Here is a 25,567-nt window from a genome sequence, read left to right on the forward strand (position 1 = left end):
GACGCTCGGCTGGGACACCCCAGCCGAGCGCTTCACCGGGCTACTGACGAACGACCCCAACACACCCCGTGTTGCGACGATTTGTTGAATCCGCCGAGCGGTGGGGCCCTTCGACATCGTGCCCGGTGAGGCACTGGCGGAGGATACGAGATTCGAACTCGTGAGGGGTTGCCCCCAACACGCTTTCCAAATGTTCGTATGGGGGTCCGGCGCGGGCCGTACCCGTCCTGACCTGCGGCGGAGGGTTCGGGGTGGCCCCGCCCGGATGGGGCTGGACGGGGGCGAATGCAACCAGAACTGCAACCACGCGGCCGCCGTTAGATCACAGCGAACCGTTCTCCAGCAGGTTGCGGATAGCGTCGTCCTTCCGACGGACAACGATGCGCCCGTCGCCGTCGCTGTACACGACGACTGCGGCTCCTGGCGACAGTCCGGCCTCCGCGAGTACCCCCAAGGGGATCTCGACGGTGCCCGCTTCGGAGACGGTGGTCTCGGCTGGTTCCCTGATCATTCGACCAGTGTGGCACCGGAGCTTTACGATCTACGCCCACCTGCGGGGGTGCGTATGAGAACAACCGTGATCAGATCACTCCGGGTGGCCGCCCGGACGCGCTCGACGGAGGCTTTCCGTGCAGCTTCAGGTGCTCCCGGACCGCTTCCCGGAGTGGCACGGGCCCCGAGGGTTGGGGTCGCATACCGTCGGCCCACGGAACGCCGGTGTGGACCTCATGCCACTTCGGCCGCATCTGCTCGGCCTGGCGGGGCCCTCCCTGGGGGTTTACGCCGAAGCCCTCGAGTATCACGTTCCAGACAGGCTGGAGATCTCTGATCATCAAGCGCTCGGCCATCGGCGTGAAGAGGTCGTCGGCCGGGAGGTAACGGACGTAGAACTCCTCCAGCTCGAAATCAGCGGCCGCTTTGAGCTTCCGCCGGTGGGTCGAGAGCCGCTTCCAGAGCGGCGTTCCCTCCCACGCTTCCGCCACCCCAACGCCCTTGCGGCCGCCCTCGGGGTCGGACTTGCCCACATAGATGGGCACCTCGAACGATCCGGAGATCGGAGCGTACAGCTCGTGGTCCCCCGCGTAGTAGATCGCGTAGATCCCACAGCCGTTGAACGACTGGACCTTGTCCATCCGAACCGGTTCCCCGGAGGTGAGTGCCCAGAGCACACTGCGTCCGAGGTTTTCCCGTCGAAGCGGGTCGTAGATGCTGTCGGCACCAGCCCTTGGTGGCTCTTCCACGGCGTCATCGAAGGGAAGTTGGGCTGGCACTGGGCTTCTCCGCTTCTTGCTCGGAATGGTTGGCTACGGGCTGTGGTGCTGGTCCGCGTTGGCTGGGTCAGTCATCTGCCGTTGGCGGATCGACTTCGATGTCCCCCGCCGGCTCAGCCTCGGGCACGGCGTTGACGCGTTGACCGGCGCGGTAGTACCGCCAAGCGCTCCTGTAGGTGTTGGGGCTGTCGTCGTACATGATCACGTAGCCCATGAGGGCCGTGACCTGCCACTTGGCCGGTATCTCCGCAGAGACCAGCTGGAAGACCTCGTCGGCCGTCATCTCAGCCGATGGCACATTGACGTTCCGGGCTTTGAACTCTGCCGACTTTCCGTACCTGAAGTTGTACGGGAGGCCGGTCTTGATCGTTTCCAGGAGTTCATGCAGCGTCGTCTCGCCAGCCTGCAGACCCTCGATCGGCCGGTCCAGGTCGATCGGGAACAGGACGTCGAAGTGGTTCCGCTTTAGGACCGTGCTGTCCCGCTGACGGCCGGGGTCCTTGTTGCCGAAGCCGTTGTTGTTCCAGGGGATGTCGCCCATGCCCTTGTGGTGCGTGATGAGCAGCTGTTCAGGGGCGAGGGCGGAGAAGTCCTCTGCCACGTACAGACACGAGAAGGCCATCTCGTCGAGGGATATGTTGCGACGCCCAGAGATCTTGCCGAGGTGGTTGCGGAGGCGGACCGGCAGCGACTTGTCGGCCTTGCCGACGTAGACGAACTTGCCGTTCAGGTAGAGCTGGTAGACCCCGGGCTTCTCTTTGAGTCGCGCGATGCTCTCATCGGCGAGAGGTGCCCGGTCCAGCTTCTTCAGCGCGTCCGCCAGCTGGTCGCCGAGCGCTTTGGTGATGCTCAGGGTGAAGTCCTCGTGGTACTGCGTCCCGTCCTCGGAGCCCACCACCGGCGCCATCCGTCCACTCCCTTGGTCGACATGATCTCGGAAACCCTATCGGCGACCTGTACACGTGGCCGAACCTTCACCTCGAAATGGCTTGAAGATCTGTAACTCCGCGGTATGCTTTTGGAATGGCTGAACTGCAAGAAGAATCAAAGAAGGACCGCACGGGCGTCGAACTCTTCGCTGGCGCTGGCGGTCTGGCCATGGCCGTCCACCGCGCCGGCTTCCGTCCTCTGCTCTTCAACGAGTTCGCCAAGCGGGCCTGCGAGACCCTCGAGGCCAACGGGGCCCAGCGGCTGCCCGACGGGCAGAAGCCGAACCGAGTCCCCGGACCCGACGAGAAGGTGCCCCTCGTCGCGGGCGATGTCCAAGACCTCGATCTGGACTACCTGGCGGGCAAGGTGGACGTGCTTGCTGGTGGTCCTCCCTGCCAGCCGTTCAGCCTCGGCGGCGTCGCCAAGGGCGACGAGGACAAGCGGAACATGTTCCCGCAGATGTTCAGGGCCGTTCGGCAGATCCAGCCTAAGGCCGTGATCTGTGAGAACGTGCGCGGCCTACTCAGGCCCTCGTTCCGCCGTTACTTCGACTACATCCAGCGCGAGCTGGAGCTGCCCTTCGAGGAGCGAGCCGAAGGTACTGATTGGGAGCAGCACTACGAGTACCTGTTGGAGCGGCGCGAGAAGGAGCCGGTCGACCCCAGGAAGCGGTACGACATCGTCATGATGCCGGTGAATGCCGCCGACTACGGTGTTCCTCAGATCCGCAACCGCGTGATCATCGTCGCGTTCCGCCGCGACTTGAACGTCGACATGGAGCTGTTCAAGAAGCTCGTGAAGCCGACGCACTCCGAGACCGCACTTTTCCGGTCCATGGAGGACGGGAGCTACTGGGAGCGGCACTCGACGGTGCCCAACCATGTGCGCGAGTGGGTCATGGCCCGCCTCCCGAAGACCATGCCCATGGAAGACGGCCTGCTCCCTTGGTACACCCTGCGCGACGCGATCGCCGGCATCGGCGACAACAAGCCGCTGCCGGACGTGCCGGACGAGTGGCTGGACCGCACTGAGCACTTTCTCGGCGGCTTCACTGAGCACATCGGCTGGCCCGGAGCGCGGATCTACGACGGTCACACGCCCAACGAACTCGACCGCCCGGCGAAGACTGTCAAGGCTGGCGTTCATGGTGTGCCCGGCGGCGAGTCGGTCATGCTCCTGGACGAGTTGGTGGCCGACAAGGCCGCTCAGGGCGGCGTCCGGTACAAGTACCGGTACATGACGGTCCGCGAAACCGCCCGCGTCATGACCTTCCCCGACACATGGGAGCTCAAAGGGCCGCGAGGGGAAAAGATGCGACAGCTCGGCAACGCCGTACCCGTCGTCCTGGGGGAGGTCTTCGCCAAGGCCGTCGCCACCGTCCTGGACGAGGCGGAGGAGCGTCAGAAATGACCGGGCCAACCAGCAGGGCGCAGAGTGGCTGGAAGCACGACTCACCGCCGGACCGAGCGTGGAAGGGGCGGCCCGGTAGGACCCGGGCGGCCATCGCGGCCGAACAGGACCGGGCCGCCGGCGGGCGCCACAGGCGCTCCGTAGATCTCGGCGAGGGGCGGTTCGCCCGGGCGTCGGTGGAGCTGAAGGTACTTCCCGACACACGACGCATTCGCGTGTACCTGCGCTGGTCCGACGGCGGTAAGTCTCCGGCCCGCTACCTCGGACAGGTCGAGCACGAAACCCGGGCAGCGAACCTCGCCGAGGGCTGGAAGATGGCCTGGGAGAAGGGCCTTCTCACCGAGGAACCGCCGACAGAGGGCTCCTGGGCTTCCTCGCCGTCGGTACGCGCGGTGATGCGGGCCAATCGGAGCAAGGACACCCGACCCGAGCTGAGGCTCCGTTCCCTGCTGCACAAGCAGGGGCTCCGCTATCGCGTGGCGGCACGGCCGTTGCCCGACCTGCGGCGAACCGCCGACCTGGTCTTTCCCAAGCCGAAGATCGCGGTCTTCGTCGACGGCTGCTATTGGCACGGGTGCCCGGAGCACCTTCGGGAGTCACACAAGAACGCCGAGTTCTGGCGAAGCAAGATCGAGGGCAACCAAATCAGGGACGCAGAGACGGATCGCCTCCTGCGAGAGGCAGGTTGGACGGTCGTCCGTATCTGGGAGCACGAGGACCCTGACGCGGCAGCCGCGAGGGTGATAAGTGCTGTGCGGGGTCTTTCGGTAAGTCATCCCGAATCGGGATGATGCGGCGCTTATTACGCATGGCTTGCCCGGATCGGCGGCGCTCGGCGTGGGGCCCGAACCTGACAGGCTGTCGGGCCCTGGAGCCCGGGGTGTCTTCGGCCGTGGGTAGGATCCCGCCCATGGCTCTCAGCCCGGTATCCCCACAGTTCAATCCGTTGGGCCTTGATTTGCTCGGCCGTAATCTCCGGGAGGAGATGGACGGGCGCCCAAGGGTGCCCCTGGACGAGGTAGAGCCGTTCCCGGGTGCCGGGCTCTATGCGCTCTACTACAAGGGCGACCTTGCGATCTACAAGGGTCTGAAGGGCGCCGATATTCCAATTTACGTAGGGAAGGCTTCGGCTGGTGATAGCAGCTACGGGGATCCGCCGAACCTGACTCAACGGAAACTGTTCGACCGGATAGCTGATCACCGTAGAAGCATCAAAGAGCCTTCCAATCTCCAAGCTTCGGATTTTGACGTCAGGTATCTGACCCTTGATGATATCTGGATCGTTTTGGGTGAACGGGCCCTTCTGCGCGCCTACAGCCCGGTCCTCTGGAATACCGTGATGACCGGATTTGGGGGGAACCCGCCAGGCCAGGGGCGGAGGAATGCTCGCTCGGTCTGGGACTCGGTCCATCCGGGGCGGAAGCGGGCAGCCGGGCTTCTCTGCAACCGCAGTTACAGCGATGCCGAAATGGAAAAGCTCATCCTAGACGGCATCGAAATCTCGCAGATGGATGCGGGTGAGCAGCGTGATGCGAAGCTGAAAGAGTTTCGGAGTCGTCCCGCTGAGATCATCTGGCAGGAAGCTAAAGGCCCTGGGAAGGGGCCCAAGCCTGTTCTGGTGTTCCGTAAGGATGTGTTCCTGGAGGAAAACAGCCGATTCGGGGTCGACCTCAGCGATATCGAATGGAAGTCGACTGACATCCCAGAGCAGAAAACTGTGGAGGAAGTTTTGCTCGACGCTCCCGAGGGATGACTTCGCGGTTCCGATTCCGCCAGGGGCTTCTGCTCCCCGGCGCTGTGCTTCGTAGCAGTCGGACCTGCTTCCCCATGAATCCCCATGGTCAAGCCCCGCCGGACTGAGCCGCAAACTTGCCAGGCTTCCTGCTCGTGCGGTTCGGCTGGCGGACTGACTTCCTGACGACCCGCGCACAGGTGGGCGGAGAGGAGGAGCGCAGTTCCATCAGCCTTGTTTCAGTGATGGCCGCTCCGTGAGGGCAACAGACCTGGCTCAATGGACACATGGAGTTGGGTGAGCACTGGGGCTTCCGAGCGAGGCCCAAGGAACTGAGCAGCACGGTTCGCCGGGTCGAGATCGTGCGCGTGGGTGGGCATGGCAGGACTGGTTGGCTTCATGTCCGGTTCCTCGAAGGCGATGACGCAGGGCTGCAGGAGTGGGTCAACCCAAGCTGCCTTGTGGCGCGTTGGGAGGACGTTGAGGCGTTTTGGGCGGACGATGCGAGTGAGCTCGCGCTGGCCGTAGCGTCGCGGGATGCACGGGGGAGCGCAGCCTTCGAAGCTGCCCGGATGGTCCTCGGATTCGTCCGTCCGAAGAACAAGCTGAGACTGCGCCGAGGTGTCTCGGACGCAGGGATCCTTGAACTGAGCCGCCTCGAAGAGGGGGCCCGGCTTGTTGGGATGGATGCTGCGGAGCTGCGAGGCGACCCGATGGTCTACGAGAACCGCGACGGCCTGTGCCTAGCCGGGTGGCCGGTCACTGAGCGCATCGCGCGCCTCGTGGCCGGGCGTCTTGCCGAGGACATCCTTCCGGAGGTGGACCGCAGGCAGCAGGCCATCGGCCAGGAGCGCACGCAGTCCTCCTGGTACTCCTACAGCCGCCGGGACGACCGCAAGCTGGACGCGGAGGCGGCCGTCCTGCGGACCGTCCGTGAGTGGTGTGGTCAGGACAAGGCCGAGCGTTACGACGAGCTGGTCGCCTTGCGCGAGGAGGTCGTCCGGCTCGGGAAGCTCGTGGAGAAGTCGGTGAAGGCCCTACGTGACCGCGGGCACGGCGTCATCGCCTCCACCATTGAGCGCGACCTTGGGGTCCATATCTCCAGCCTTGGTCCAGACGTTCGTCGGTGAAGCCGCGCCACCGCTCGGGTTCCTGCTTGGGCGGTTCGGCTTCCGCCTTAGGTTCTTCCTTCTTCGGTGGCTTCTCCTTCTCCGGCCGCTGCGGATGCCATCCGTCGAGGAAGGGCCGTAGCTGGTCGCCCGTGGGTTCCGCGTGGAGGCTGTGGGCGGTCAGGCTCCTGCCGGCCACGGTCGGGTCGATCTGGTCGGCCTCCGCCTTCCCCCACGCTGACCACTCGCGCAGTCGTCCGGCTTCGTGGGCGTCGTCCGAGGCGGAGGCGGCCTCATCGAGCGCGGCGCAGAAAGCCCGCATCTCCCCTGCGGCCCGCCACTGCGCCAAGGCGGTGCCGAACCGGTCAACCCGTACAGCGTCCACCGCCTTGATCGTCGCGACGCTGACCGCAGCTTCCCACTCCCGCCGCGTACGCTCCTTTTTCTCAGCCTCCCGCCGGCGGTGCTCCTCTTCTTCCTGGGCCTCTCGGAGGCGGCGTTCCTCCTCCTGCCGTTCCCGCCCCTCCCGCTGACGCCGCTGTTCCGCCTCCCACGCCAGCCGGGCCTGCTCCACTTGCTCCGCGTGGGCCTTCAGGGCTCGGAGGACGGCGTCGATCTGGTCCTCCAACGGCTTCTTTGCGCCGTCGGCCCATTCCTTCTTCCAGCCGTACCCCGAGCCTTGGCTCACGTGCAGTTCCAGCTCGCCGGATGGCTCGAACCGGTGCGCAGGGGTGACCCGCTGCCAGTCGTACCTCCGCCGGCCCGGCTGCGTGGGCACGTACCGGACCTGCTTCTGCCGTTCCTTGAAGCTGATCTCGTATGTCCTGCCGTGGACCTTGAGCAGCGGCCTCGGCTGCCTGCGCTTCTTCGACACCGCGATGTCGCCGTGCAGTGCCCGGGCCTGCTCGGCGAGGAGCCGAACGAGGGAGAGCACTCGTGGGAGTACTTCGTCTGAGATCTCGAAGGCGCTGTGGTCTGCGGTGACCGCCGTGATCACGTCCTCGATGTCGGTGATCACTCGGCTGCGGGCCAGGCGGATCCGGTTCCACTCGGTGTCATCCTCGCCTGTCACCCGGAGCAGGCCGAGGAAGAAGTCTCCCTTCGCCCGCCCGCTGTACTTCAGATGGAAGCCATCCGGAGCACACTGCCTCGCGGCGTCAAACGCCCGGCGATAGCGGGCCCGCTCCTCGTCGCTCGGGTCCGGGATCCGAAGGAATCGGTCGGCCTTCTGCACCTCCGCGATCAAGGCCGCGCCGATTTCCGCCGGCGACTGCCGTGGCGGCTTCGCAGGGTGCGCTGGCGCAGGCTTGGCCTCGAGCGGGGGCGTCGCCCGCTGGCGGGGAGGTGCCGCAGCCTCCGGCTTTGGTTCGGCAGTTACCGGTCGCTGCTTTCGCGAGGTCGGTTCAGGCCGGTCCGGATGATGGCCGTGTTCCAGGTAGAAGCGACCGTCATCGGTGATCTCCGCCTGCCACTTCCCACCATGCCTGGGCATGGTGATGAGGCCCCGGCTTTTGAGGGCGCGGGCGGTGTGGGCGAGTTCCGGGCTCGCGGAGGTGACGGGATCCGTTCCCGCTCCGATGCGGGTGAGCAAGGCCAGCTGTCGATCGTTGAGCGGCGACCATCGGTACATGGTGACCGTCGTACCGGTCCCGCCGAGCGCCTACAACCAGAATGGTGATGTTCCCGCATTCTTCTGCCCGAGCGTCTTTACGGCCGGACAGGAAGGTTGCCGCTCCCCGTGCTCGCCCCATGTTGGAGGGGCGTGCCCTGCGCCTCCCCGGTCAGCTCAGTCGGCAGAGCACATCGAAGTGACGACCTTGCCGACTGCGCGGCCGATGCGTTCACGGATTTCGTTTGCGGGCACGTACGAGAGGGCCTGCTCCAAGCACCCGGTAATGGCAGCGAACTTGACCGCCTGCTGGCGCAGATGGGTGTCGAGGAAGGGCACGACGGCGCCCGTGGCGCTGCGCCGCGCCTCCCGTACGTACAGCACGGTGAGGGAGAAGGCCCAGCACGCGTGGAGGAAGCCGAAGACGGAACGCCGCGTGCCTCGCCAGGGGGAGAAGAAGGTGACGTCGGCAGGGAGGCGCACGTCGTGCGCGGCCAGGGCGTCGTTGAGCCAGTTGTGGGCGGCCTCGTGGATCAGGTCGCGGGCCAGGACCTCTGGGTGGACGGTGTAGTCGGTAAAGACGGTGCCGGGGAGGCGGGTGAGGGCCCAGCTGTGGAGGGTCTCGTCGAGCCGGCGGCGGTTGAGCAAGCAGATGACGGGGGCGTGCTGGGTGAGCAGCGTGCCGAAGCCGTGCTCGGTGGCGGAGGCGAGGGCGGCATGCACGATCGCCTGGGCCTCGGGCGTGGCAGAGGCGGTGTCGGGGCCGACGAGGTAGTACGCGGTTTCGGAGATCTCCGAGCGCAGCATGTCCGCAGGGCGTGGGCTGAGCACGATGTGCGGGTCGACCGACAGGTGGGTCAGATCTCGCACCGTCGTATTGCGGTACCAGGCAAGGCGGTCCGCGTCCCGGGCGCTTGCGGCGTGTTCGGCGCCTTCGAGCAAGTGGTGGGCGGCGGCGTAGTCGAGGGCGGACGAGCCGAGGCGGTTGCCGAGTACGGAGGCGATACGGCTGGTCCGGAGGTGCTGGTGGCCAGCGATGCCGTCGAGGGTGACCAAGGCTTTCGGGAAGAGAGCGCTCATCTGGGGCTCCGGGGTGGAACGGGGCCGGACCGGGACGGGCCCGGCCCCGTGGCGGGTCAGGACTCGGTGGTGGGCTCAGCGGCGTCGGGCTGCACCGTGGTGGCCAGCCAGGTCTCGGTGGCCGCGTTGGAGGTGTGTGCGGTGGTGCGCACAGGGTCGCCGTCGCGCAGGGACGCGACTGCCTCCAGGAACTCGTCGAACGTCTTGTCTTCTGCCACTGCTCGCTCTCTCCTCTGGTCGGGGCGTGGGTTGGGGGAGGGGTGGCTGTGGGGCGGGCCGCGGGGGCCGGTCATGGCGGCGAAGCCTCCTACTCGGAGACGAAGAGCGTGAGGAACTTGCGAACGCGGCCAGCGCGGACAGGTTCGGTGCCATGGACGAGCTGGCTGCCGAAGACCACGAGCGTGCCGGGAGCGGGTGCGACGCTCCATCGGGTGCGGGGCATGGTGCGGAACCAGGGGGAGGACATGTCCGTCCCGTCGTGTGCGAAGCGCATTCCGTAGGCGTAACCCGACCCGGTCGGCGCTTCGTCGGCGGTCCAGACGGCGTCGCTGCCCGTGGTCTCCACGTAGAACGCGCCGCCGGTGTCGTGGATGTCTGTGAGCGTGACCGTCGCGGCGGCGATCTGGCGGGGACGGGTGAGGGGATCGGGGGCGATGCCGTCGGCATGCGGGGTGATGTATTGGCCGGAGCCGTATTCCAGGTAGATCCACGGCCGGTGGCCAGTGACCGACGGCAGGGTGCGCGTGATGGCGGCCATGTGCAGCCTCAGGGCCCGATCGAGGAGGGCGGTCGCCTCGTACGGGATCTCGGTTACCTCGATCCGGCCAGCCGGCTCGTAGACGTCCTGCGCCTCGGCGGGGGAGTGACCGGGGATCGCGTGGATGGTGGTGCGGCGGGCCGTGCCGTACCGGTCGCGTCCGAGGGAGTCGAGCGTGTCCTCCATGACGAGGTTGAGCCGCTCGATCTCGTCCGGCTTGAGGAAGCCCTCCACGGTACGGATGGACAGCGTCTCGGCGATGTGGATCACTGCTCGCCTCCGCAGGCACAGGGGGTGGACGGCGGAGCAGAGGCGGCTTGGGCCAGGGCCTCCGTGAGTACGTGCACGGCCTGGGCGAGGTCCTCGAAGTACTCGGCAGGCGTGGCGCCGCCAGCGGGTACGAGATGGAGGTCGAGCGTCGGGTACACCCGGCCGGTGGTGCGGCAGGTGAGCTCGCTGCGGCCGAGGACCAGGGAACAGGTCCCGGGCAGAGAGGGCTCGGCCCGGCCAGCGGCCCGGCACAGGCGCGCTGCCGTACGCGCGTGCTCGTCGCGGTCGCGCGGCAGGATGCCGACCGAGAGGAAGCGGGGCTCGGTTTCGGGGAGGCCGGCGTAGGTGTGGCCCTGGCAGCTGTCATAGGTGACTGCGTTCCAGCCCGCGGTGAGCGCGTCGACGACCGGGCGGACGCCGGGCTCGATGCCCTCGTACCACTGGGGGTGTTGCGGGTCGAGATCGTCTGCCTCGTGAATGCCGGGGAGGCCGACCGTGTTGATGTTGCCGTGGGCGCTGACCTGAAGGCGCGCGGGCGGGCGGGGCGCCGCCGGGTCGTCCCACCGGGCCAGGAACGCCGCGACGTGGTGCATGTCGTTGGGGCGGACGGGACGCCAGCGAAGCCGGGAACATGAGGCGCCGGGCGGGAGACTCGGCTGGGCGAGGAGGGCGGCGACGCCGTCGATCAGGCGCATGCGGTGGTCGCAGTACGCGTCTTCGTCGCCCGCGGCGGCGAAGCGGAGGCGGACCGCCGGGCAGCCCGCGCCGCAGGTGTCGCGGTAGTCGCAGGCCGTGCACTTCGTGACCAGGGAGCGTGCCTGGTGAAGCAAGGGAGAGCCGCCCTGGGCGCCGGCTATGTCCGCCTCGGCGTGTACATCGCCGAGTGCGGCGAGGCCGGCCTGCGGCCAGGGCAGCTCATCACAGCTTCCCAGGCGGTCGTCGGGATAAAGGGTGAGGACGTGGTCGCACTTCAAGTCGGAGAAGTGGCAGGAACGAGTCTGCAGACCCTTCAGACGGCGGATGACGGAGACGACGGGCTCCAGCTTGACGCGGCGGAACAGGCCGTCAGCGACCCAGTGGTGGGCGGCCTCCAACACGAAGTCGGCGTACTGACGAGGCGTGACGGCCCAGGCCGGGCCGGTGGGGCCGACGGCCCGCCGCTGGAGTGCCCGACTGGTCGGCGCACGGGATCCAGCCACAGTGGTCGACCGGGTGACCGACGCGTCGAAGCACGGCACCAGGCTGACCGTCGTCACGGCGGGAAAGGAGGCGAGGTGCTCCATGACCTCGGAGGCCCGGCCGAGGACATACGGAGTGACGGCACAGATGACGCCGACGCGGCGTTCCCGACGGCCGAGGAGTTCCAGGGCTTCGACCACCCGGGGGTACGTGGGGCGGCCGTCGTACCCGACGCGCCACGAGTTCCCAAGCGCGTCCCCGTCGAGGGAGATGCCGATCTCCAGCTCCGGCCAGTGCCGCTCGAACAGGTCCAGCCACGCGTCGTCGAGCTGGAGGCCGTTGGTCTGGAGGCTCACGCGGATGACGTTCGGCTGTGCGGCGAGCGCGTCCAGGATGTCCGCGATCCGTTCCGGGCCGGCGGTCAGGGGCTCCCCGCCGTGGAGTTCGATGCTGAGCGGGCGCCCGGAGAAGATCGAACCGAGGCGGTGGACCTGTGCCGCGTTGATCCGGGCGCCGCCCGGTGACTCCTTGCGCTTCTCGAAGCAGTACAGGCAGTCGATGTCGCAGGTCTCTCCCCGGAGCTTGAGGATGACGGAGACCGCCGTGTCCGGCCCGGTGCTCGACAACGGGGCGTAGAGACTCTCCAGGTCCGTGGGGGCGGTGCGGGTGACGGGCATCAGAAGCCTCCCGAGGGGGAAAGGCGCGGTCTACGCGCCATCGGTGGAGACCGCGGACAGCCACCCGAGAAGCTGTCCGCCGGTGATGGGGATGTGGACGTCGCCACGGCGAAGGAACCACCCGTCGGCGTACCGCTGGGGCAGCCAGCCGGCGTCTGGGGTGCCCAGACTGGGAGGCTTCCGCAGCGGGTCGTCGACGGGCCAGCAGCCCAGGAGCGCTCTGGCCACGCGTCGCTGAACCGGACGGAACCACTCCCACGTCTCCGCGCGAGCCGGGATGATCGACGGGCGGGGCGGCGCGCCGGCGAGCAGCGGCAGCCACTTGTCGCCCAGGACGGGATGGCCGGCCGCCGCGCAATCGAGCGCGGCGAGACAGGTCTCCAGCTTCCGGCATACGACGACGACCGATTCGGCCAGGCCGTCCTCGACGAGGCCGGTCAGGTCCTCGGCGAGACTCGCCGCCACCTCGGCCTGGTCGGCAACCGCCCACCATCGGTAGCCCTGGCGCTCCCCGGGAGTGAGCACCGGATTCCAGCGTCCGGAGCCGTAGGAGAGAGCGGTACGCAGACACATGAGGTCGTGCATCGAAGCGCGTACCCGGCGGAACGAGCCGAGGTCGTCGCGGCGGACGTCGAAGGAGCGGAGCAGGTGACGGAGTTCCTCCGCACGCTGCGGCGCCGTTGCCTGGAGGTCGACACGGACGCCGTCCACGATGCGGGACTCCCACGCCGGAAGGGTGCCATCCACGATGCCACGCAGGTCGATGTCGCTCGCCGCGTGGGCGAAGCCGCAGGCGAGGGCTCCCTCCAGCCAGACCTCACGAGCCTCGCCGGACGCGAGCAGAGCCTGGGCGACTCTGTCGGCGATCTCCCGGCGCAGTCGTGCCGATGGGTTCACCTGTGCCCTCCTTCGATCAGGATCTTGTCGGCGGCGTTGATCTCCTTGAGGAGGTCGATGGCCCATCGGTCGAGTGCGCCGCGCACGTCGGAGCGCTGGGCGCCAATGTGGGGCGAGGCCAGGAGGTTGAGCGGCGTCGTGGAGCCGGTGAGGAGCGGCAGGTGCTCCCGCTCGACCGGGTCGAGTGCGAGGCCCGAGAGCCTCCCGTCCGCCAGGGCCCGCAGGCAGGCCGCGACGTTGAGGGTCTCCAGCCGTCCTGCGCAGATGAGCAGAGGCCGCTGCGGAGCGACGCGTGCGAGGAAGTCCTCGCCGATCAGCTGTTCGGTCGTGGGGCGCAGCGGCAGAGCGATCACGTGTACCTGCGACTGCTCCATGAGGGCTGTCGGCGACAGCTCTCGCAGACCGGGAGAGTTCGACGGCCACGCGGCGAAGGCCGTGCGGCCCACGTAGGGGGCGAGGGCCCATTCGGCGGCCAGCCCGACCGGACCCGCGCCCCAGATACCTGCGGCCAGGGTGCCGAGTGACGCCCCCATGCACGCCTGCTTCTCGTGCTGGCCGAGCAGCAGCGCGTGCTGCCCCAAGGGGATCCGCCGGGCCAGGGCCAGGGCAGCGGCGAGCACCCACTCGCCCACGGCACCCGCGCCGGCCTCGGCGTTGCGGTGCAGCGTGATGCTGCGGTGCCGGAGGGCGCTCACGTCGATGTGGTCGGTGCCGGAGCCGGTCCGTACGACGTGCCGGAGGCCGGGGAGTGCGTCGAGCTCCCTCTCGCCGAGACGGACGCCGGAACGCAGGACGAGCACGGTCGTGTCGGCGGGCAGAGGCGAGTCCAGGTCCGGCAACTCGTGTACGAGGACATCGGGCAGGGTGCGGCGGATCGCGCTCACGTCCGCCGCACCGCGTAGCACCAGGACGGCGCTCATCCGAGGAACTCCGGCTTCTCGTACCGGCCGAAGGCGAGATCACCCTCGCCGACGACGACGGTCACGGGCGAAGGCGCGCCGAAGTACGCGTCGCAGGCGCGCTTCACCCCCGGGAGCCCGTCCCAGGCCCACGGATTGGCCGCCGTGTCCGCGTAGTCGTCGACGAGCAACACACCCGTCGGCACCAGGCGGGTGACGCAGTGCGTGAGTCCCGTGAGGGTCGAGTCGTAGAAGTCGCCGTCCAGGTAGGCGAACGCGATCTCGTCGGGCAGCTCCTTGGGAAGGGTCTTGTCGAACCATCCCGGGTGGATGACCGGCGCCGGCCTGGCCCAGGCCGCGTGCGTGGCGCGCACGTCGTCCGGGGATGACCGGAGCTCGCCCGCCGCCAGATGGTCCGAGTCCTCGGCGCCGGGCGCGGGCATGCCCTGGAAGGAGTCGTAGACGTGGATCTCGCGGTCGTGGTCGCCCAGCGAGTCGAGCACGCTACGGATCCAGAGGGCCATTGCGCCCCTGTAGCAGCCGAGTTCCACCACGGGTCCCGGCAGACCGCGAGCGGCCAGGTCGGCGAGCTCGTCGGCGATCACGCGGAGCCGGTCGGCACAGACCGTCCCGGAGTGCTCCCGCAGCAGCCACTCCCGCAGATCCTTCAGCTTCGGATCCATGAAGGTCACCACCTGTCCACGAAGGGGTCGGCGAGCTCCCCGTTCAACGCCGCCGACAGCGGGCGGTTGATCCGGGGCAGCAGGTAGACGTCGCCAAGACGTTCCAGCGGAACCCACTCGAAGCCCACCTGGATGGGGTCCGGCGGTTCCGGCATGCGCGGCTCGGCGTCGTCCACCTGCTCGGCGAGGAAGTTGAACTGAACCTTCTGCACGTCCCCGAACTCGCCCTGCCACGACTCGGGGACGTACTCGACGACGCACAGCAGACGCCGGGCCACGACTTGGAGGCCGGTCTCCTGTGCGACCTTGCGGTTCACGGCCTGGCGCAGGTCCTCGCCGACCTGGGCCTTGCCGCCGGGGAGGTTGTAGTGGAACCCGGCCTCGTCGTCGTACGACAGCAGCAGGACGGCGCCGTCGCGCACGATCGCCGCCTTCACGGAGACACTGATCCGAGTCAGCTCGGGCGTCAGAGGCACGACAGTGCCTCCGGTTCGCCGACGCGCATCAGGTCGCCGACCTCCGCGAGGGATCCCGCGACGGTGGAGCGGAAACTCCCTCCGCGCCGGAACTGACGAGCGGCGGTGCGCATGCCCGCGAGCGCGGCACGGCTCAGCTGGTTCGCGTAGATGCAGAGGCTGAAGCCGGCCTCGCCGAGTTCGGCGGCGCTCAGGTCGGGGAACGCCGTGGGTACGCTGACCAGCGGCACGCCGTGGTTCCACGCACGTCCGATGGCCCGCGCCTGATCACCGGTCGCGTCCTTGGAGTGGATGAGTACCGCATCCGCTCCGGCCTCGGCGTACGCCTCGGCGCGGGCGATCGCCGTGGCCATGTCCTCACCGGCGATCAGGGCCTCGGTGCGGGCCACGACCACGAGACCGTCACCGGCGACCTTCCGTATGCGCCCCACCTGCTCGCACAGCAGATCCCGGTCTGCGAGGTTCTGGGCCCGGTGGGCAGCGAAGCTGTTGCACTTCGGGTACGCGCTGTCCTCGACACACACCGCAGCGGCTCCGGCGCGCATCAGGTCGTACGCGAACCGCTCCGCCGTGCGCCCCGAGCCGCCCGCGTTGTCGATGTCCACGATGACGGGCAGATCGGTGACACGGCCGAGCGAGGCGACCACGTCGGACAGGTCCCGGGGACCCAGGACGTTGGCGTCAGGCAGCCCGGAGGCCGCCGATACCTCCAGACCGCTCACCCACAGGGCGTCGAAGCCCGCCTCCGCCGCGACGTGCGCGGCGAGTGCGTTCACCGCACCGATCGCCAGGAGAGGGTGCTTCCGCTCGCTGTCGTCGAGGGCCTCACGCAGATGCATTGCCTTCGTGCCGTCAGCCATGGGTCTCTCCTCCTTCCGCACGGGCGGCGAGCGACGGCACCAGCTGCCGTTCGCGCAGTACGTCCCAGGTGGCGAGCAGCACCTCGGACCGGGGCCGGCGGGCGTCCAGGCGGACCACATCGCCGAGGAGCGGGAACTCGTCGGGCTTCGAGACCACGGCCTCGTAGGTCTCGCGAACCCGGCTCTGGACGTCGTGCACGTCCCAGTCGGCCCGGACGGCGTCACCCTGGCGGGCCTGTGCCCGGCTCATCGAGGTGTCGGTCTCCAGGTCCAGGACGAGTGTGAGATCCGGGGCCGCGGTGAGCTGTGCGGCCAGCGCCTCGTACGTCTCCGACACCTTCATGCCGTGCTTCACGGCGAAGAAGGCCAGCTCGCTGAGGAGCCAGCGATCCGCGATCACGGGCCGGGCCGGCCGCTGGGGGAGCACGAGACGATCCAGCGTGGCCCGCTTGTCCGCCGCGATCGCGGACAGGTAGGCATCACGGTTCCCGGCGTTCGGCTGGTACTTGCCGGTGACGATGGCGGCGGCCTGGTCGGCGGCGAGGAAGTTGGTAGTGAGCATGCACAGCGGGGTGACTCCGTAGAGCCCCTCCCAGAGCCGGAACAGGCCCTTGCGCAGCGTCGTCTTGCCGGTGCCGTCGAGCCCCTCGATGACGATGAACGGATAGCGGTGGTTCATTCGACCTGCCCCGCCCCCGTGCCGCCGGCGTACTTGGTGAAGCGGCCCCGCCAGCGGGCCGTGGTGGACACCAAGTCCACGAGCCGGAGCTCCGCCAACTCGGCGATGAGGCGGGGCAGCTCGGGCTCGGCGCAGATGCCGAACTCGACGGCCCGGCAGTACGCGGCGCGGAGGGCCGGGTCGTCGTCGGAGTTACGCAGCGCCGCTTCCAGCACCCGTGTGGCCATGCCGTGGGCCGCGACACTCACCGCGGTTCCCAGGGCCTGCTCGTGGAGCGGGCTCGGGTGCGGCTCCAGCGTGATGTGGTGCACCCCGCGGTGGCGGATGACCGCGAAGAAGCCCACCCACCACGCGGCGGCGACGCTGACGGCGGTCACGGCGTCGCACCAGGCCGCCCCGGACTGCTCCGCGAGAAGGTTTTGGGCAGCGGTGTCGGCGGCGTGGTGGAGTGCCCCGCGCCGGTTCCGCGACTCCGCTCCGTGCCGCTGGGGCAGCTCCCACCAGAAGCCGAGCCCGGCGTCCTCCAGCAGCACCTTCACGGACTCGTCACCTGTCGGCAGTGGAGACGGGCGCTGGGCCAGCACGGAGACATCGGCGCCCGGCACGTCCGGCAGCGCCTTCTCCTCGGCGACGGCAGCCCGCCATTCGTCGAGATGGAGATGGAGCCGCTGCGTCAGCAGCCCGTCCGCCAGCGTCTGCCAGGCATGGGCCAGCGGTGGCGAACCGGGTGGCCGGGGCGGCAGGGTCAAGGAGGTCACAGGTCGGATCCTCACGTCCGGGGAGTCGCGGCACGCGGCTCCGGTCGGTGGTGCTCCACCACGATGGCCGCCACGAAGGCCCACGCTTATGAGCGTTTATGAGCCCCACGAGCGGACCGTGTCCGGGTGGTCGCAGAGCGAGGCAGAATGCCGACCATGGTCGACAGCGGACAGCGACGGTGTACGCGCTGCGGTGCCCTTCTCAGTCGCTTCAACGCCGGTACACGATGCGCCTCCTGCCAGGACGGGCCGGCCGCCCGACGGGCCGACCCGGCCTTCTGGCGTGATCCGACGGTCCGGCGTGCCGTGGCCGCATGGGAACTCGGCACCGTCGTGAAGCTGTTCAGGAAGCACACGGGCCTCTCCCAGGCCGGCGTGGCGCGGATGGTCAGCATCGACCAAGCCGAGGTCAGCAGACTCGAGCGCGGGCTCAAACAGATCCGCGACCGACGACAGTTCGTCCAGTGGACCGATGCACTGGGAGTTCCGGAAGAACTGCTCGGGCTCCTGCCCACGGCCGATCCGCACACCCCGGACGCCACGAGCCGACCAGGAACGGCGGACACCGGGGCCCGTGGGTACGTGGCGCTGCCCGAAGGCCCAGGCCAGCTTCTGTTACCCGCCGGCCGGTCCGTCTCGACGACGGTGCTGCCCGTGCTGACCCTTCCCGCGGCCTCCTTCATCGGGGACAGCCTGCGACTCGACTCCCGCCCGGAGCTGGACGCCTGGCGCACCATGCCGATGCGCGCGCTCGTCGTCGCGAACCGCACGGTGGACGGGGCGGTCCGGCAGTTCGTCACCGACGCCAGGCCGAGCGGCGTACGCGGCACCGCCTCCGACCCGGTCGACGTCCCGGCTGCGTACGAACTGGACGACCTGACTTACGGCATCCTGTGGGCCATGTCGGGATTCGAGGCGGCGCTGCTCGGCGACGACCAGGCCCTGCACACCTCGCTGGCTTCGCTCCCCGCTTCCCCAGGCTCGCCGCTCGCCTCCGACCACGGCCTGACCGAAGTGTCCACGATGTTGATCGGCTCGGAGACCGCGGCCCGGTACATTCTGGGCCACCGTGACCACCTGGGCGACGCACCCGTCTTCTGGACCAGGGAACAGCGCGGCGAGGAGGCCGCCACCTGGCTGTTCTTCCGGCACAAGTACCGCTACCTCGAACGAATGGCGCCCCGGCGTCCAGGCGGTACCAGCGGCCGGGGGTTCTGCGTCCCGGAGACGGCGGTCGCCTCCTCGCCGGCGTACGAGCGCGTTCTGATGTTCCTCGCCATCGCGCTCATGGAGTCCTTCGGTATCCGCACCTGGGTGACGGACGACGGAGGCTTCGCACACACCGACGGCTTCGCTCTCTCCCACGGGCGGCGAGCAGTGATCGCCTCATGGGTACGGACCGAGGGGGCGTCCCATCTCGCGGTCACCGCGCGGCCGGGTGCCCTACGGACGTTCGCCGACGTGACGGGCCACGTCAGCCACCACTCGGCCACGGCGGCTGAGCAGGCCGGACAACGCCTGGCGGCAACCGCAGAGTACCTCGGCCTCGATACGTCCTGGCTCGGTCGCAGGTGCGCACAGTTGTCGGCCGTCGGCACGGAGCGGCTGGCCCGGCCGCGCAGCCGGTTGCTCGGCCTCGAAGGGCTGGAGGCCGCCTGCCGGTTCGTGGCCGAACAGCTGGTGATCATTCCGCGTACCCGGACGGCGCCGACCCGATAGCCTGCGTGAACCACTCGCGAGGCAGCGCTCGGCGGCGTCCGGACAGGGGAGCAGGGGATATGACGGAGTCGGTCAGGAACGTGGCGGTCTTCTCCCTCGGCGGCACGATCGCCATGACCACCGATCCCACCACCGGAGGCGTCGTACCGGCGCTTTCGGCCCACGAACTCCTCGCCGCGGTACCCGCCCTGGCCACGAGCGGCATCGGCCTCAAGGTGCGGGACTTCCGACGCCTGCCCGGCGCCTCCCTGACCTTCGAGGACCTCACCGCACTGTCGGCCGCGATCACGGCGGAGCTGGAGACCGGAGACGTCGACGGCGTCGTCATCACCCAGGGCACCGACACCATCGAGGAGACCGCCTTCCTCCTCGACCTCTACCACGGCCACGAGCAGCCTCTCGTCGTCACCGGCGCCATGCGCAACCCCACCCTCCCCGGCGCCGACGGTCCGGCCAACCTCTACGCCGCGGTCCTGGCCGCCGCCGACCCTGGACTCAGGGGCGCCGGCTGCCTCGTCGTACTCGGCGACGAGATCCACTCGGCCCGGACCGTCCGCAAATCCCACACCACCAGCCCAGCCGCCTTCACCTCACCGTCGTGCGGACCGATCGCGCGGGTCGCGGAGAACCGGGTGCGGATGGCGGGCGGCCTACCGACCCGCGGGCCGCTGGTCGGCGCCCCCGGCCGTGAGGCGCGTGTCGGGCTCTACATCGTCACCCTTGGCGACGACGGTGCACTGCTCGACCTGTGGGACGGCAACTGCGACGGGCTTGTGGTCGCGGCCTTCGGTGTCGGCCACGTCCCGGAGCGTCTTGTGGAAGGGCTCACCAAGATCGCGTCCCGCATCCCCGTGGTCCTCGCCTCCCGCATCGGCAACGGCCCCGTCCTGTCCGACACGTACGGCTTCCCCGGCTCCGAGAAGGACCTCCTCGGACGAGGACTCATCGGCGCCGGCGACCTCGGCCCGTACCAGGCCCGGCTCCTGCTGCAGGCCCTGCTCGCCCAGGGCGCCGACGGGGCGGCGGTCCGAGAGACCTTCACCACCGCCTTCGCCCGCTGACCCCACCTCTTCAGGAGACACCCGCACATGCGTGCTCACGAGCTGACCGTAGGCCGTACCTTCGGCGTTACCTTCGACCACGGGGAGGACTTCTTCGAGGCGCTGTCCACCTTCTGCCGGGACAACGGCGTAAGGCAGGGCTACATCCCCTCGTTCATCGGGGCCTTCGCGGAGGCCGAGATCGTGGGTGCCTGCGAGAAGCTCGCCGACCCGGACGCACCGGTCTGGGCGAAGACGTACGTCACCAACGTCGAGGCGTTCGGCGCCGGCACCCTCGCCCATGACCCCGCCACCGGCGGGATACTCCCGCACATCCACGTCTCCGCCGGCCTGAAGGCCCAGTCGGCCGACGGCAGGACGAGCCACCTACTCCGCGCCAAGGTCCAGTTCCTCAGCGAGCTGCTGATCGTGGAGGTCACGTCGCCCACGATGACCCGGCCCCGGAACCCCGACCTCTACGACGTTCCGCTGCTCACGTTCGGCTGACCGGCAGGAGCCGGCGGAGCCAGTGATGGGTGGGCGCGATCACCTTGATCGCGTCTGCCAGCCAGGCGCGGGCCGGAGCGCCGAGCAGCGGCAGTACCGCTTCGAAGTCGGTCTCATCCTTGTCTCGGGTCGCCTTCGCCTTGTAGAAGAGCTGCACCTCGGGCGCGAGATACGGGATGCCCGTCTCACTCGTCCGCCCAAGTCGGTCGATCGGGAGCCGGATCTCCGGGGTGCGCCGCGAGACCCACTGAGTGCCCTCGGCCTCGTCCAGCATGAGCTGCACGGACCAGGGCGCCTCCGGCGTGCGGCGGCACCAGATGTCGTGGAGCGGCGGCCGTAGGACCTCTCCAGGACGCCACGGTCGCAATTCCCCCTGGCCGGGTGGGTCGGCCACGTACAGGTCCCAGTCGGCCAGGAGATCCCGTACGCGGGCCTGGTCACGCCGGAGGACGAGGACGTCGAGATCGCCGTGTGCGCGCAGCTCGCGGCCGACCGCGAGTTCGATCGCGTAGCCACCGGCGATCCACCATGGGAAGTCCGCCTTGGCGAAGACTGCGGCCACATCCTCGGGACGATCCGGCACCCAGCGTCCCAACACGTCAGCGCTCACCCGCCCATACTCCCAGTGACCAGGCGGGCGGAGGCGAAGGCCGACGGCGGGTCGGCGGTCTCGCTGGAGCGCCCTGGCGCCCGCTCGCACCCTGCGCTCATAAACGCCCATGAGCATCAGGCGCACCGGCAGCCATCTTTGAGCGAGTGACTCGCGACCGGCCTCGTGGCCGGGGGCATGAGCCACGACTCTCCCAGGGCCGGACACACTCGATGCCATGGTGCTTTCTGATGTTTCGTACGCCTTTCGGTGGCGTACGCAGTGCCTGACCCCTGCGGAGCCCTGGGAGGAGGCAACCGACGTCACTCACAGGAGGTCCGCCGCCCGATGATCAGTGCGCCGTCCACCGCCCTCGTGTACCGCTGGACCGACCACACCATCAACCCGACGGGCGAAGCCCGCTCGGTTCTGCGACGTGTTCTCGAAGATCTGGGCATGTCCGACGACGTCATCAGTGACGGAGTCCTGGCAGTCTCGGAGCTCGTGGCAAACGCGCACGAGCACGCGTGCGGCCCGTACGAGGTACACCTTCGCTCTGCTGCCGGGAGATACATCTGCGAGATCCACGACGGGAATCCTCTGCTTCCTCCGGACCTCTACCTGGCTGCCGTGCCCTTGCCGGAAGCCACCGCGTCGGAGGCAGTGAGCGGGCTACTCACTGAGCGCGGACGGGGCCTGCACATCGTGCACGAGCTGACTCAGGGACAGTGGGGATTCCAGGTCACGGACTGCGGAACCAAGGCTGCTTGGGTGGTGCTCGCCTAGGGTTCGGCTGCGATGGCAGCCCGAGGCGGCCCGACCTGACAGACGTGTCGATGCGGCAGCATGAAGATTGGTGTTTGGCCGAACGGCTGCGCGCGTAATGCGGTGCAGTTGGCGTTCAGGAAGGGATCTCCGTGACGATCGAGGCCGCGACAGCGGTTGCCGCCGCCGTCATCGTTCAGGGCGGGCGTGTCCTGCTCGTGCGGCGACGCGTCGCGGAAGGAGCGCTCTCCTGGCAGTTTCCGGCCGGCAAGGTCGAACAAGGCGAGACCCGCGAAGACGCCGCCGTGCGCGAGACGCAGGAGGAGACCGGTCTCACCGTGGCGGCTGTGAAGCTGCTCGGCGAACGGATCCACCCGACTACGGTCGGCTGATGTCGTATGTCGCGTGCGAGGTAGTGAGTGGCACCGCCCATATTGCGGCTCCCGAGGAGCTGGCGGAGCTTGCTTGGGTGATCCAGAGCGAGATCTCCCAGTACGTGCCGTACGGGCTCTTCACGCCCGTGCAGGAGTACCTCGACGGGGCGCTGCCATCCTCACAGCCCTGAGGCAACTAAGGCCGGCGACCAGGAGCAAATTCCGACCGTCGGTTGTGGGGCGCTGACGAGGGGGTCCTGGCTGTTTTCCGGACGTGCGTGGAGGCGTCCAGCTCGCAGCGCGCAAGAATTTCTGCTCCTCACACCGGTCGGGCCAAGCAAGCGGCGCGGTTGTCGGCCAAGGCGGTGGGAGGGGCTGGCCTCGCCCCGGGGAGGTTCATGAAGTTCCACCTCGCTTGTAGCCGACCCACAACCGACCACCGGCCTGCTCGATCACCTCGTCGACAGCGGCTACGAGGGGTTCTACCCGCCCCTCCAATACTTCCCGCAGGCCACGGTGCAGGCGCAAGCTGAGCCCCGGTGAGGTCGTCTCCAGACGGCGTGCGAGCCACTTTCCACCCCCGCCCCACGAGCCTCCGATGGCTAGTGCCAACTCGCCCGTCCGTCGAACCAGTTCGGTGGCAATGAACAGTCGCTCGCTCTGGTCGCTGCTCCCTGCGAGGTCGTCGAGAAGGTCGGTGATCGCGTAGCGGCGATCATCGATCTCGTCGGCCGACACCATGGATGGCCCTGCGGCGGTCAGCTTTCGGGCCTCAGCTGCGATGCGCGCTCCGACTCCGTCAGCGTCGAAGAGCAGCTCACCGTCGGCGCACATCCAGAGCAACGGCGACCGGCGCTTGCGTACTTCCCGCTCAACGTACGCGTACCACGTCGCTTCGGTGTGCACGAACATCTCCACCGGCCAATCGTCACTCCGGAGGCTTGCTCGGTACGGGGCCGGGGCTCCGTGGAGCAGGACCACGATGTCGAGGTCCGACATTGCCGTCCGGCGGCCCGTCACGACGCTGCCTCCCAAGAAGGCAGCCCGGGCGTCGGGGTGGTGTTCATCTACAACGGCATGTGCGGCCTCGATCGCGTCCATGCGGCAACTATCAGCATTCTGCCCACCACGCGCACGCCGTTTCTCCGGCATACGACAGTGCTGTCTCACGCCTCGTCGCAGTTCGCCCGGGGCAGACAGCAAAGATCCCTGAACGACTGGCCAACGCTGCAATGGCATGTCAACGTGGACGACCTTCTTGCAAACCACCAGGTCAAAGAGGTGATCGCCTGTGACTCCGGAACCCCCGAGTTCCGGATTCTCCACCACCATCGAGGCCCTGCGGTTGCGTAAGTGGCAGCTCGGCCCGGGCCAGCCCACGCTCGTAATGGATCAGTTCTGCGCCGAAGACTTCAACCTGGTCGTCGACGACCGCGCGGACGTACACGTCAACTCCAAGGACGGCTCCTTCTATCTCGGATGGTTCCCGTCCGGCCGCCCTGGCACCGACAGCGAGGGATGGAAGATCGCCATTACCGGTACGGCCAAGGTACGCGGCTACCAGATGTCCTTCGACACCGAGACGCCGGCCGATATCGTCGCCGCCGCAGTCGCTCGCGCGCTGGAGACCTCCCAGCATCTGTGACAGCAGAGGCACGGTTCGGAACTCCTCGGGCGGCCCGTCGTCTCCCTGGCGCAGGGGAGGCGCGGGGACACGCAGCTTGGCCACCTGCCACCCGAGACCGCCGCAAACCCGGCCTGGCACTCCCCTCTATCCCCGCGCGTTGCTGGCGGTACGAAGACCCCCAAGCCTTCGGAGGCGCACCTGTATCCCGACTTCCCGTTCGGCCCACCTAGTCCGACGAGCGTCCCGTCCGCGTACTGGGTTGGTCCCCGTCACCTGGCCGGTGACGACGGACGTCTCTACGACGCCGTCGCCGACACACTCGCGGGCCTGGGCTGGACGAGCCTGGCGATCGTTCGTGGTCGCCAGGAGCCGGATGAGGCGCCGGAGGACCGTCAGGTCCTGCGCAGCACCGTCCTGCACATCAGTCCCGACTCGCTGCGGTGGGCGCAGTGGGTTCTGCCGGACGAGCCGTTCCACCTGGGAAACCTGCCGATCGTCTGGCAGGTCTCCGCTCGCACGGACCTGAGCAGTCCGCTCGCCCAGTGGTCGGCCTACTTCACGCCCGAAGTCCCGGGGGAGGTCCTCGCCGACTTCCTCGCCGCTCTCGACGCCCGCGATCAGCCCGGTGTGCCACTCGGCGGCGCAGAGCTGGTCCTCGACGCCGTTGCGGCGCACGGTTGGCTGCGTGACATCGACGAGCCTCGCGCGGGGGCGATGGACCCGACCTTCGCCTCCCACGTCCACCTTGGCCAGGTGCCGCCCCTCATTCAGGACGCCGACCCGCTAGCCCTCGTGGCCGAGCCTGACGAGGCGGCTCTGGCTGGGTGGCAGGCATGGGCCGAGCCGGTGCCCGGCACAGGCTATCTGTGGGCCGCGTCGTTCAGCGCCAGCGTGCCGCACGATCTCGTCGCCGCATTCGCCGGTTCGCTCAGTTCCAGCGCGCCTGTGCTGCGCCGGGTACTGCCGGAGACCACACGCGACCGGCTCCTGCGCGCTCCAGCCAGCTGAGTGCTTCCCACGCATCGAAGCCGGGCCTCCCTCGTTGAGGAGGCCCGGCTTCGTGCTGCGGTGCCTTGTCCCGGCGTCTTCCGGCGCGTCACGGCCCGCGATTACTGGGGCGATCCCCCCTGGCCGGCGCCTCGTTCGACGTAGCGAGTCAGCGCGGCCTCGGACGCCGCACGTCTCGGTGTCAGATGGTGGCATCCATCCCAGGGAGCCGGTCGCATCCTCACGCTTGCCGCTGGCGACCGGCCCTCGTCAGAAGGCGTACGGGGCGAACGGACGAACCGGGTCTATTACGAGGCGGAGCAGTCGATCGAACTCGGTCCTGTCGTCCTCGCTCATGAGCTGGACGGCATTGCCGAGGTTCTTCTCGGTGAGCTGTTCCATGAACGGGGCGAGGAAGCGCTGAAAGGCTTCCGGCGCTTCTTCCGTTGCGCGCAGGTACTCCCGATAGCGGGCGAGCTGTTCGTTCACCTCTTCGAGTTCGACTCGGGTGGCGGTGAAGACGAGGGCCTGTTCCTCCTTGCTGAACGGGCGTCCGTCGCGGTGGGTCCATGTGTTGGTGTCACGTCGGCGCTTGAAGTCGGCGTCGCAGAGCAGAGCGACGATGTCTGGGCGGGGTCGGATCTCGGTCTTGGGCATACGGGTGCTCCTCACAGGAGTTTGGG

General features: G+C 68.5%; 28 protein-coding genes and 1 pseudogene. 11 read left to right on the forward strand and 18 right to left on the reverse strand.

Annotated elements, in window-relative coordinates; genetic code table 11:
• Positions 1-322: 322 nt before the first annotated feature.
• The 3 genes from ACWD0A_RS22765 to ACWD0A_RS22775 all read right to left on the reverse strand — a co-directional run bounded on the left by ACWD0A_RS22765 (position 323) and on the right by ACWD0A_RS22775 (position 2,178).
• Entirely contained in the window at positions 323-511 is a 189-nt protein-coding gene (locus ACWD0A_RS22765; protein ID WP_451300781.1) for a hypothetical protein, read from the reverse strand.
• A 70-nt stretch (positions 512-581) separates the two neighbouring features.
• Entirely contained in the window at positions 582-1,241 is a 660-nt protein-coding gene (locus ACWD0A_RS22770) for an Eco29kI family restriction endonuclease (protein WP_451300783.1), read from the reverse strand.
• 97 nt (positions 1,242-1,338) lie between these two features.
• A complete protein-coding gene (locus ACWD0A_RS22775; RefSeq protein WP_451300785.1) occupies positions 1,339-2,178 on the reverse strand; it encodes a GIY-YIG nuclease family protein in 840 nt (279 codons plus the stop codon).
• 116 nt (positions 2,179-2,294) lie between these two features.
• On the opposite strand from ACWD0A_RS22775, the gene ACWD0A_RS22780 reads away from it, so the two are divergent.
• The 4 genes from ACWD0A_RS22780 (at position 2,295) to ACWD0A_RS22795 (ending at position 6,473) form a co-directional block, all read left to right on the forward strand.
• Positions 2,295-3,611, forward strand: coding sequence for a DNA cytosine methyltransferase (locus tag ACWD0A_RS22780; RefSeq protein WP_451300787.1), 1,317 nt, complete (start codon positions 2,295-2,297; stop codon positions 3,609-3,611).
• A 215-nt stretch (positions 3,612-3,826) separates the two neighbouring features.
• The gene (locus tag ACWD0A_RS22785; RefSeq protein WP_451300789.1) at positions 3,827-4,402 is read left to right on the forward strand and encodes a very short patch repair endonuclease; all 576 of its coding nucleotides are present in this window, start codon (positions 3,827-3,829) and stop codon (positions 4,400-4,402) included.
• A 119-nt stretch (positions 4,403-4,521) separates the two neighbouring features.
• Positions 4,522-5,364, forward strand: coding sequence for an Eco29kI family restriction endonuclease (locus tag ACWD0A_RS22790; protein ID WP_451300791.1), 843 nt, complete (start codon positions 4,522-4,524; stop codon positions 5,362-5,364).
• Between the two features lie 266 nt (positions 5,365-5,630).
• Positions 5,631-6,473, forward strand: a complete 843-nt coding sequence (locus ACWD0A_RS22795) for a PE-PGRS family protein (protein WP_451300792.1) — start codon at positions 5,631-5,633, stop codon at positions 6,471-6,473.
• Here the strand turns inward: ACWD0A_RS22795 and ACWD0A_RS22800 are convergent.
• From ACWD0A_RS22800 to ACWD0A_RS22855, 12 genes are all read right to left on the reverse strand, one after another.
• Complete coding sequence (locus tag ACWD0A_RS22800) at positions 6,403-8,082, reverse strand: PE-PGRS family protein (RefSeq protein ID WP_451300794.1); 1,680 nt, start codon at positions 8,080-8,082, stop codon at positions 6,403-6,405. The genes ACWD0A_RS22795 and ACWD0A_RS22800 overlap by 71 nt on opposite strands.
• A 156-nt stretch (positions 8,083-8,238) precedes the next feature.
• The gene (locus tag ACWD0A_RS22805) at positions 8,239-9,141 is read right to left on the reverse strand and encodes an aKG-HExxH-type peptide beta-hydroxylase (RefSeq protein WP_451300796.1); all 903 of its coding nucleotides are present in this window, start codon (positions 9,139-9,141) and stop codon (positions 8,239-8,241) included.
• 56 nt (positions 9,142-9,197) lie between these two features.
• Positions 9,198-9,359, reverse strand: a complete 162-nt coding sequence (locus ACWD0A_RS22810) for a hypothetical protein (protein WP_362112289.1) — start codon at positions 9,357-9,359, stop codon at positions 9,198-9,200.
• A gap of 89 nt (positions 9,360-9,448) precedes the next feature.
• On the reverse strand, positions 9,449-10,168 hold the full coding sequence (locus ACWD0A_RS22815; RefSeq protein WP_451300799.1) for a 2OG-Fe(II) oxygenase: 720 nt from the start codon (positions 10,166-10,168) through the stop codon (positions 9,449-9,451).
• Positions 10,165-12,024 (reverse strand): radical SAM protein, encoded by a 1,860-nt coding sequence (locus ACWD0A_RS22820; RefSeq protein ID WP_451300801.1) that lies wholly within the window; start codon positions 12,022-12,024, stop codon positions 10,165-10,167. The genes ACWD0A_RS22815 and ACWD0A_RS22820 overlap by 4 nt, the downstream gene beginning before the upstream one ends.
• A 30-nt stretch (positions 12,025-12,054) precedes the next feature.
• Positions 12,055-12,921 (reverse strand): hypothetical protein, encoded by an 867-nt coding sequence (locus tag ACWD0A_RS22825; RefSeq protein ID WP_451300803.1) that lies wholly within the window; start codon positions 12,919-12,921, stop codon positions 12,055-12,057.
• Complete coding sequence (locus ACWD0A_RS22830; protein WP_451300805.1) at positions 12,918-13,841, reverse strand: NAD(P)-dependent oxidoreductase; 924 nt, start codon at positions 13,839-13,841, stop codon at positions 12,918-12,920. The genes ACWD0A_RS22825 and ACWD0A_RS22830 overlap by 4 nt, the downstream gene beginning before the upstream one ends.
• A complete protein-coding gene (locus tag ACWD0A_RS22835; RefSeq protein ID WP_451300807.1) occupies positions 13,838-14,503 on the reverse strand; it encodes a TylF/MycF/NovP-related O-methyltransferase in 666 nt (221 codons plus the stop codon). The genes ACWD0A_RS22830 and ACWD0A_RS22835 overlap by 4 nt, the downstream gene beginning before the upstream one ends.
• A gap of 5 nt (positions 14,504-14,508) precedes the next feature.
• The gene (locus tag ACWD0A_RS22840) at positions 14,509-14,979 is read right to left on the reverse strand and encodes an NUDIX domain-containing protein (protein ID WP_451300809.1); all 471 of its coding nucleotides are present in this window, start codon (positions 14,977-14,979) and stop codon (positions 14,509-14,511) included.
• Entirely contained in the window at positions 14,970-15,839 is an 870-nt protein-coding gene (locus ACWD0A_RS22845) for an isocitrate lyase/phosphoenolpyruvate mutase family protein (protein WP_451300811.1), read from the reverse strand. The genes ACWD0A_RS22840 and ACWD0A_RS22845 overlap by 10 nt, the downstream gene beginning before the upstream one ends.
• Positions 15,832-16,518: a dTMP kinase gene (locus tag ACWD0A_RS22850; RefSeq protein WP_451300812.1), complete on the reverse strand. Its 687-nt coding sequence runs from the start codon at positions 16,516-16,518 to the stop codon at positions 15,832-15,834. Before ACWD0A_RS22850 ends, ACWD0A_RS22845 begins: the two co-directional genes overlap by 8 nt.
• Positions 16,515-17,276, reverse strand: a complete 762-nt coding sequence (locus tag ACWD0A_RS22855) for a hypothetical protein (RefSeq protein ID WP_451300814.1) — start codon at positions 17,274-17,276, stop codon at positions 16,515-16,517. The genes ACWD0A_RS22850 and ACWD0A_RS22855 overlap by 4 nt, the downstream gene beginning before the upstream one ends.
• Positions 17,277-17,582: 306 nt before the next feature.
• On the opposite strand from ACWD0A_RS22855, the gene ACWD0A_RS22860 reads away from it, so the two are divergent.
• Genes ACWD0A_RS22860 through ACWD0A_RS22870 form a run of 3 tightly spaced genes read left to right on the forward strand, consistent with a single transcriptional unit; the run spans position 17,583 to position 20,542 of the window.
• A complete protein-coding gene (locus ACWD0A_RS22860) occupies positions 17,583-18,995 on the forward strand; it encodes a helix-turn-helix domain-containing protein (protein WP_451300816.1) in 1,413 nt (470 codons plus the stop codon).
• Positions 18,996-19,054: 59 nt separating this feature from the next.
• Positions 19,055-20,056: an asparaginase gene (locus tag ACWD0A_RS22865; RefSeq protein WP_451300818.1), complete on the forward strand. Its 1,002-nt coding sequence runs from the start codon at positions 19,055-19,057 to the stop codon at positions 20,054-20,056.
• Positions 20,057-20,083: 27 nt separating this feature from the next.
• A complete protein-coding gene (locus ACWD0A_RS22870) occupies positions 20,084-20,542 on the forward strand; it encodes a PPC domain-containing DNA-binding protein (RefSeq protein ID WP_451300820.1) in 459 nt (152 codons plus the stop codon).
• Here the strand turns inward: ACWD0A_RS22870 and ACWD0A_RS22875 are convergent.
• Entirely contained in the window at positions 20,529-21,152 is a 624-nt protein-coding gene (locus ACWD0A_RS22875; RefSeq protein ID WP_451300822.1) for a nucleotidyltransferase domain-containing protein, read from the reverse strand. The genes ACWD0A_RS22870 and ACWD0A_RS22875 overlap by 14 nt on opposite strands.
• A gap of 327 nt (positions 21,153-21,479) precedes the next feature.
• On the opposite strand from ACWD0A_RS22875, the gene ACWD0A_RS22880 reads away from it, so the two are divergent.
• Both ACWD0A_RS22880 and ACWD0A_RS22885 read left to right on the forward strand, forming a co-directional pair.
• Complete coding sequence (locus tag ACWD0A_RS22880; RefSeq protein ID WP_451300824.1) at positions 21,480-21,917, forward strand: ATP-binding protein; 438 nt, start codon at positions 21,480-21,482, stop codon at positions 21,915-21,917.
• Positions 21,918-22,054: 137 nt separating this feature from the next.
• Positions 22,055-22,461 (forward strand): annotated as a pseudogene (locus ACWD0A_RS22885) (NUDIX hydrolase).
• Positions 22,462-22,666: 205 nt separating this feature from the next.
• On the opposite strand, the gene ACWD0A_RS22890 reads toward ACWD0A_RS22885, so the two are convergent.
• A complete protein-coding gene (locus tag ACWD0A_RS22890) occupies positions 22,667-23,371 on the reverse strand; it encodes a nucleotidyltransferase domain-containing protein (RefSeq protein WP_451300826.1) in 705 nt (234 codons plus the stop codon).
• 190 nt (positions 23,372-23,561) lie between these two features.
• On the opposite strand from ACWD0A_RS22890, the gene ACWD0A_RS22895 reads away from it, so the two are divergent.
• On the forward strand, positions 23,562-23,915 hold the full coding sequence (locus tag ACWD0A_RS22895) for a DUF317 domain-containing protein (protein WP_451300828.1): 354 nt from the start codon (positions 23,562-23,564) through the stop codon (positions 23,913-23,915).
• Between the two features lie 180 nt (positions 23,916-24,095).
• Positions 24,096-24,905 (forward strand): DUF317 domain-containing protein, encoded by an 810-nt coding sequence (locus ACWD0A_RS22900; RefSeq protein ID WP_451300939.1) that lies wholly within the window; start codon positions 24,096-24,098, stop codon positions 24,903-24,905.
• Positions 24,906-25,154: 249 nt separating this feature from the next.
• Here the strand turns inward: ACWD0A_RS22900 and ACWD0A_RS22905 are convergent, their stop codons facing one another.
• On the reverse strand, positions 25,155-25,541 hold the full coding sequence (locus tag ACWD0A_RS22905) for a hypothetical protein (protein WP_451300830.1): 387 nt from the start codon (positions 25,539-25,541) through the stop codon (positions 25,155-25,157).
• Positions 25,542-25,567: the final 26 nt, after the last annotated feature.

Source organism: Streptomyces sp. NPDC002867 (assembly GCF_053591895.1).

What these genes read in the sequence shown, in the direction of transcription:
- ACWD0A_RS22765 (WP_451300781.1), bottom strand. Translation starts at nt 511, where the DNA reads ATGATCAGGGAACCAGCCGAGACCACCGTCTCCGAAGCGGGCACCGTC.
- ACWD0A_RS22775 (WP_451300785.1), bottom strand. Translation starts at nt 2,178, where the DNA reads ATGGCGCCGGTGGTGGGCTCCGAGGACGGGACGCAGTACCACGAGGAC.
- ACWD0A_RS22780 (WP_451300787.1), top strand. Translation starts at nt 2,295, where the DNA reads ATGGCTGAACTGCAAGAAGAATCAAAGAAGGACCGCACGGGCGTCGAA.
- ACWD0A_RS22790 (WP_451300791.1), top strand. Translation starts at nt 4,522, where the DNA reads ATGGCTCTCAGCCCGGTATCCCCACAGTTCAATCCGTTGGGCCTTGAT.
- ACWD0A_RS22795 (WP_451300792.1), top strand. Translation starts at nt 5,631, where the DNA reads ATGGAGTTGGGTGAGCACTGGGGCTTCCGAGCGAGGCCCAAGGAACTG.
- ACWD0A_RS22800 (WP_451300794.1), bottom strand. Translation starts at nt 8,082, where the DNA reads ATGTACCGATGGTCGCCGCTCAACGATCGACAGCTGGCCTTGCTCACC.
- ACWD0A_RS22805 (WP_451300796.1), bottom strand. Translation starts at nt 9,141, where the DNA reads ATGAGCGCTCTCTTCCCGAAAGCCTTGGTCACCCTCGACGGCATCGCT.
- ACWD0A_RS22820 (WP_451300801.1), bottom strand. Translation starts at nt 12,024, where the DNA reads ATGCCCGTCACCCGCACCGCCCCCACGGACCTGGAGAGTCTCTACGCC.
- ACWD0A_RS22830 (WP_451300805.1), bottom strand. Translation starts at nt 13,841, where the DNA reads ATGAGCGCCGTCCTGGTGCTACGCGGTGCGGCGGACGTGAGCGCGATC.
- ACWD0A_RS22835 (WP_451300807.1), bottom strand. Translation starts at nt 14,503, where the DNA reads ATGGATCCGAAGCTGAAGGATCTGCGGGAGTGGCTGCTGCGGGAGCAC.
- ACWD0A_RS22845 (WP_451300811.1), bottom strand. Translation starts at nt 15,839, where the DNA reads ATGGCTGACGGCACGAAGGCAATGCATCTGCGTGAGGCCCTCGACGAC.
- ACWD0A_RS22850 (WP_451300812.1), bottom strand. Translation starts at nt 16,518, where the DNA reads ATGAACCACCGCTATCCGTTCATCGTCATCGAGGGGCTCGACGGCACC.
- ACWD0A_RS22865 (WP_451300818.1), top strand. Translation starts at nt 19,055, where the DNA reads ATGACGGAGTCGGTCAGGAACGTGGCGGTCTTCTCCCTCGGCGGCACG.
- ACWD0A_RS22870 (WP_451300820.1), top strand. Translation starts at nt 20,084, where the DNA reads ATGCGTGCTCACGAGCTGACCGTAGGCCGTACCTTCGGCGTTACCTTC.
- ACWD0A_RS22880 (WP_451300824.1), top strand. Translation starts at nt 21,480, where the DNA reads ATGATCAGTGCGCCGTCCACCGCCCTCGTGTACCGCTGGACCGACCAC.
- ACWD0A_RS22890 (WP_451300826.1), bottom strand. Translation starts at nt 23,371, where the DNA reads ATGGACGCGATCGAGGCCGCACATGCCGTTGTAGATGAACACCACCCC.
- ACWD0A_RS22905 (WP_451300830.1), bottom strand. Translation starts at nt 25,541, where the DNA reads ATGCCCAAGACCGAGATCCGACCCCGCCCAGACATCGTCGCTCTGCTC.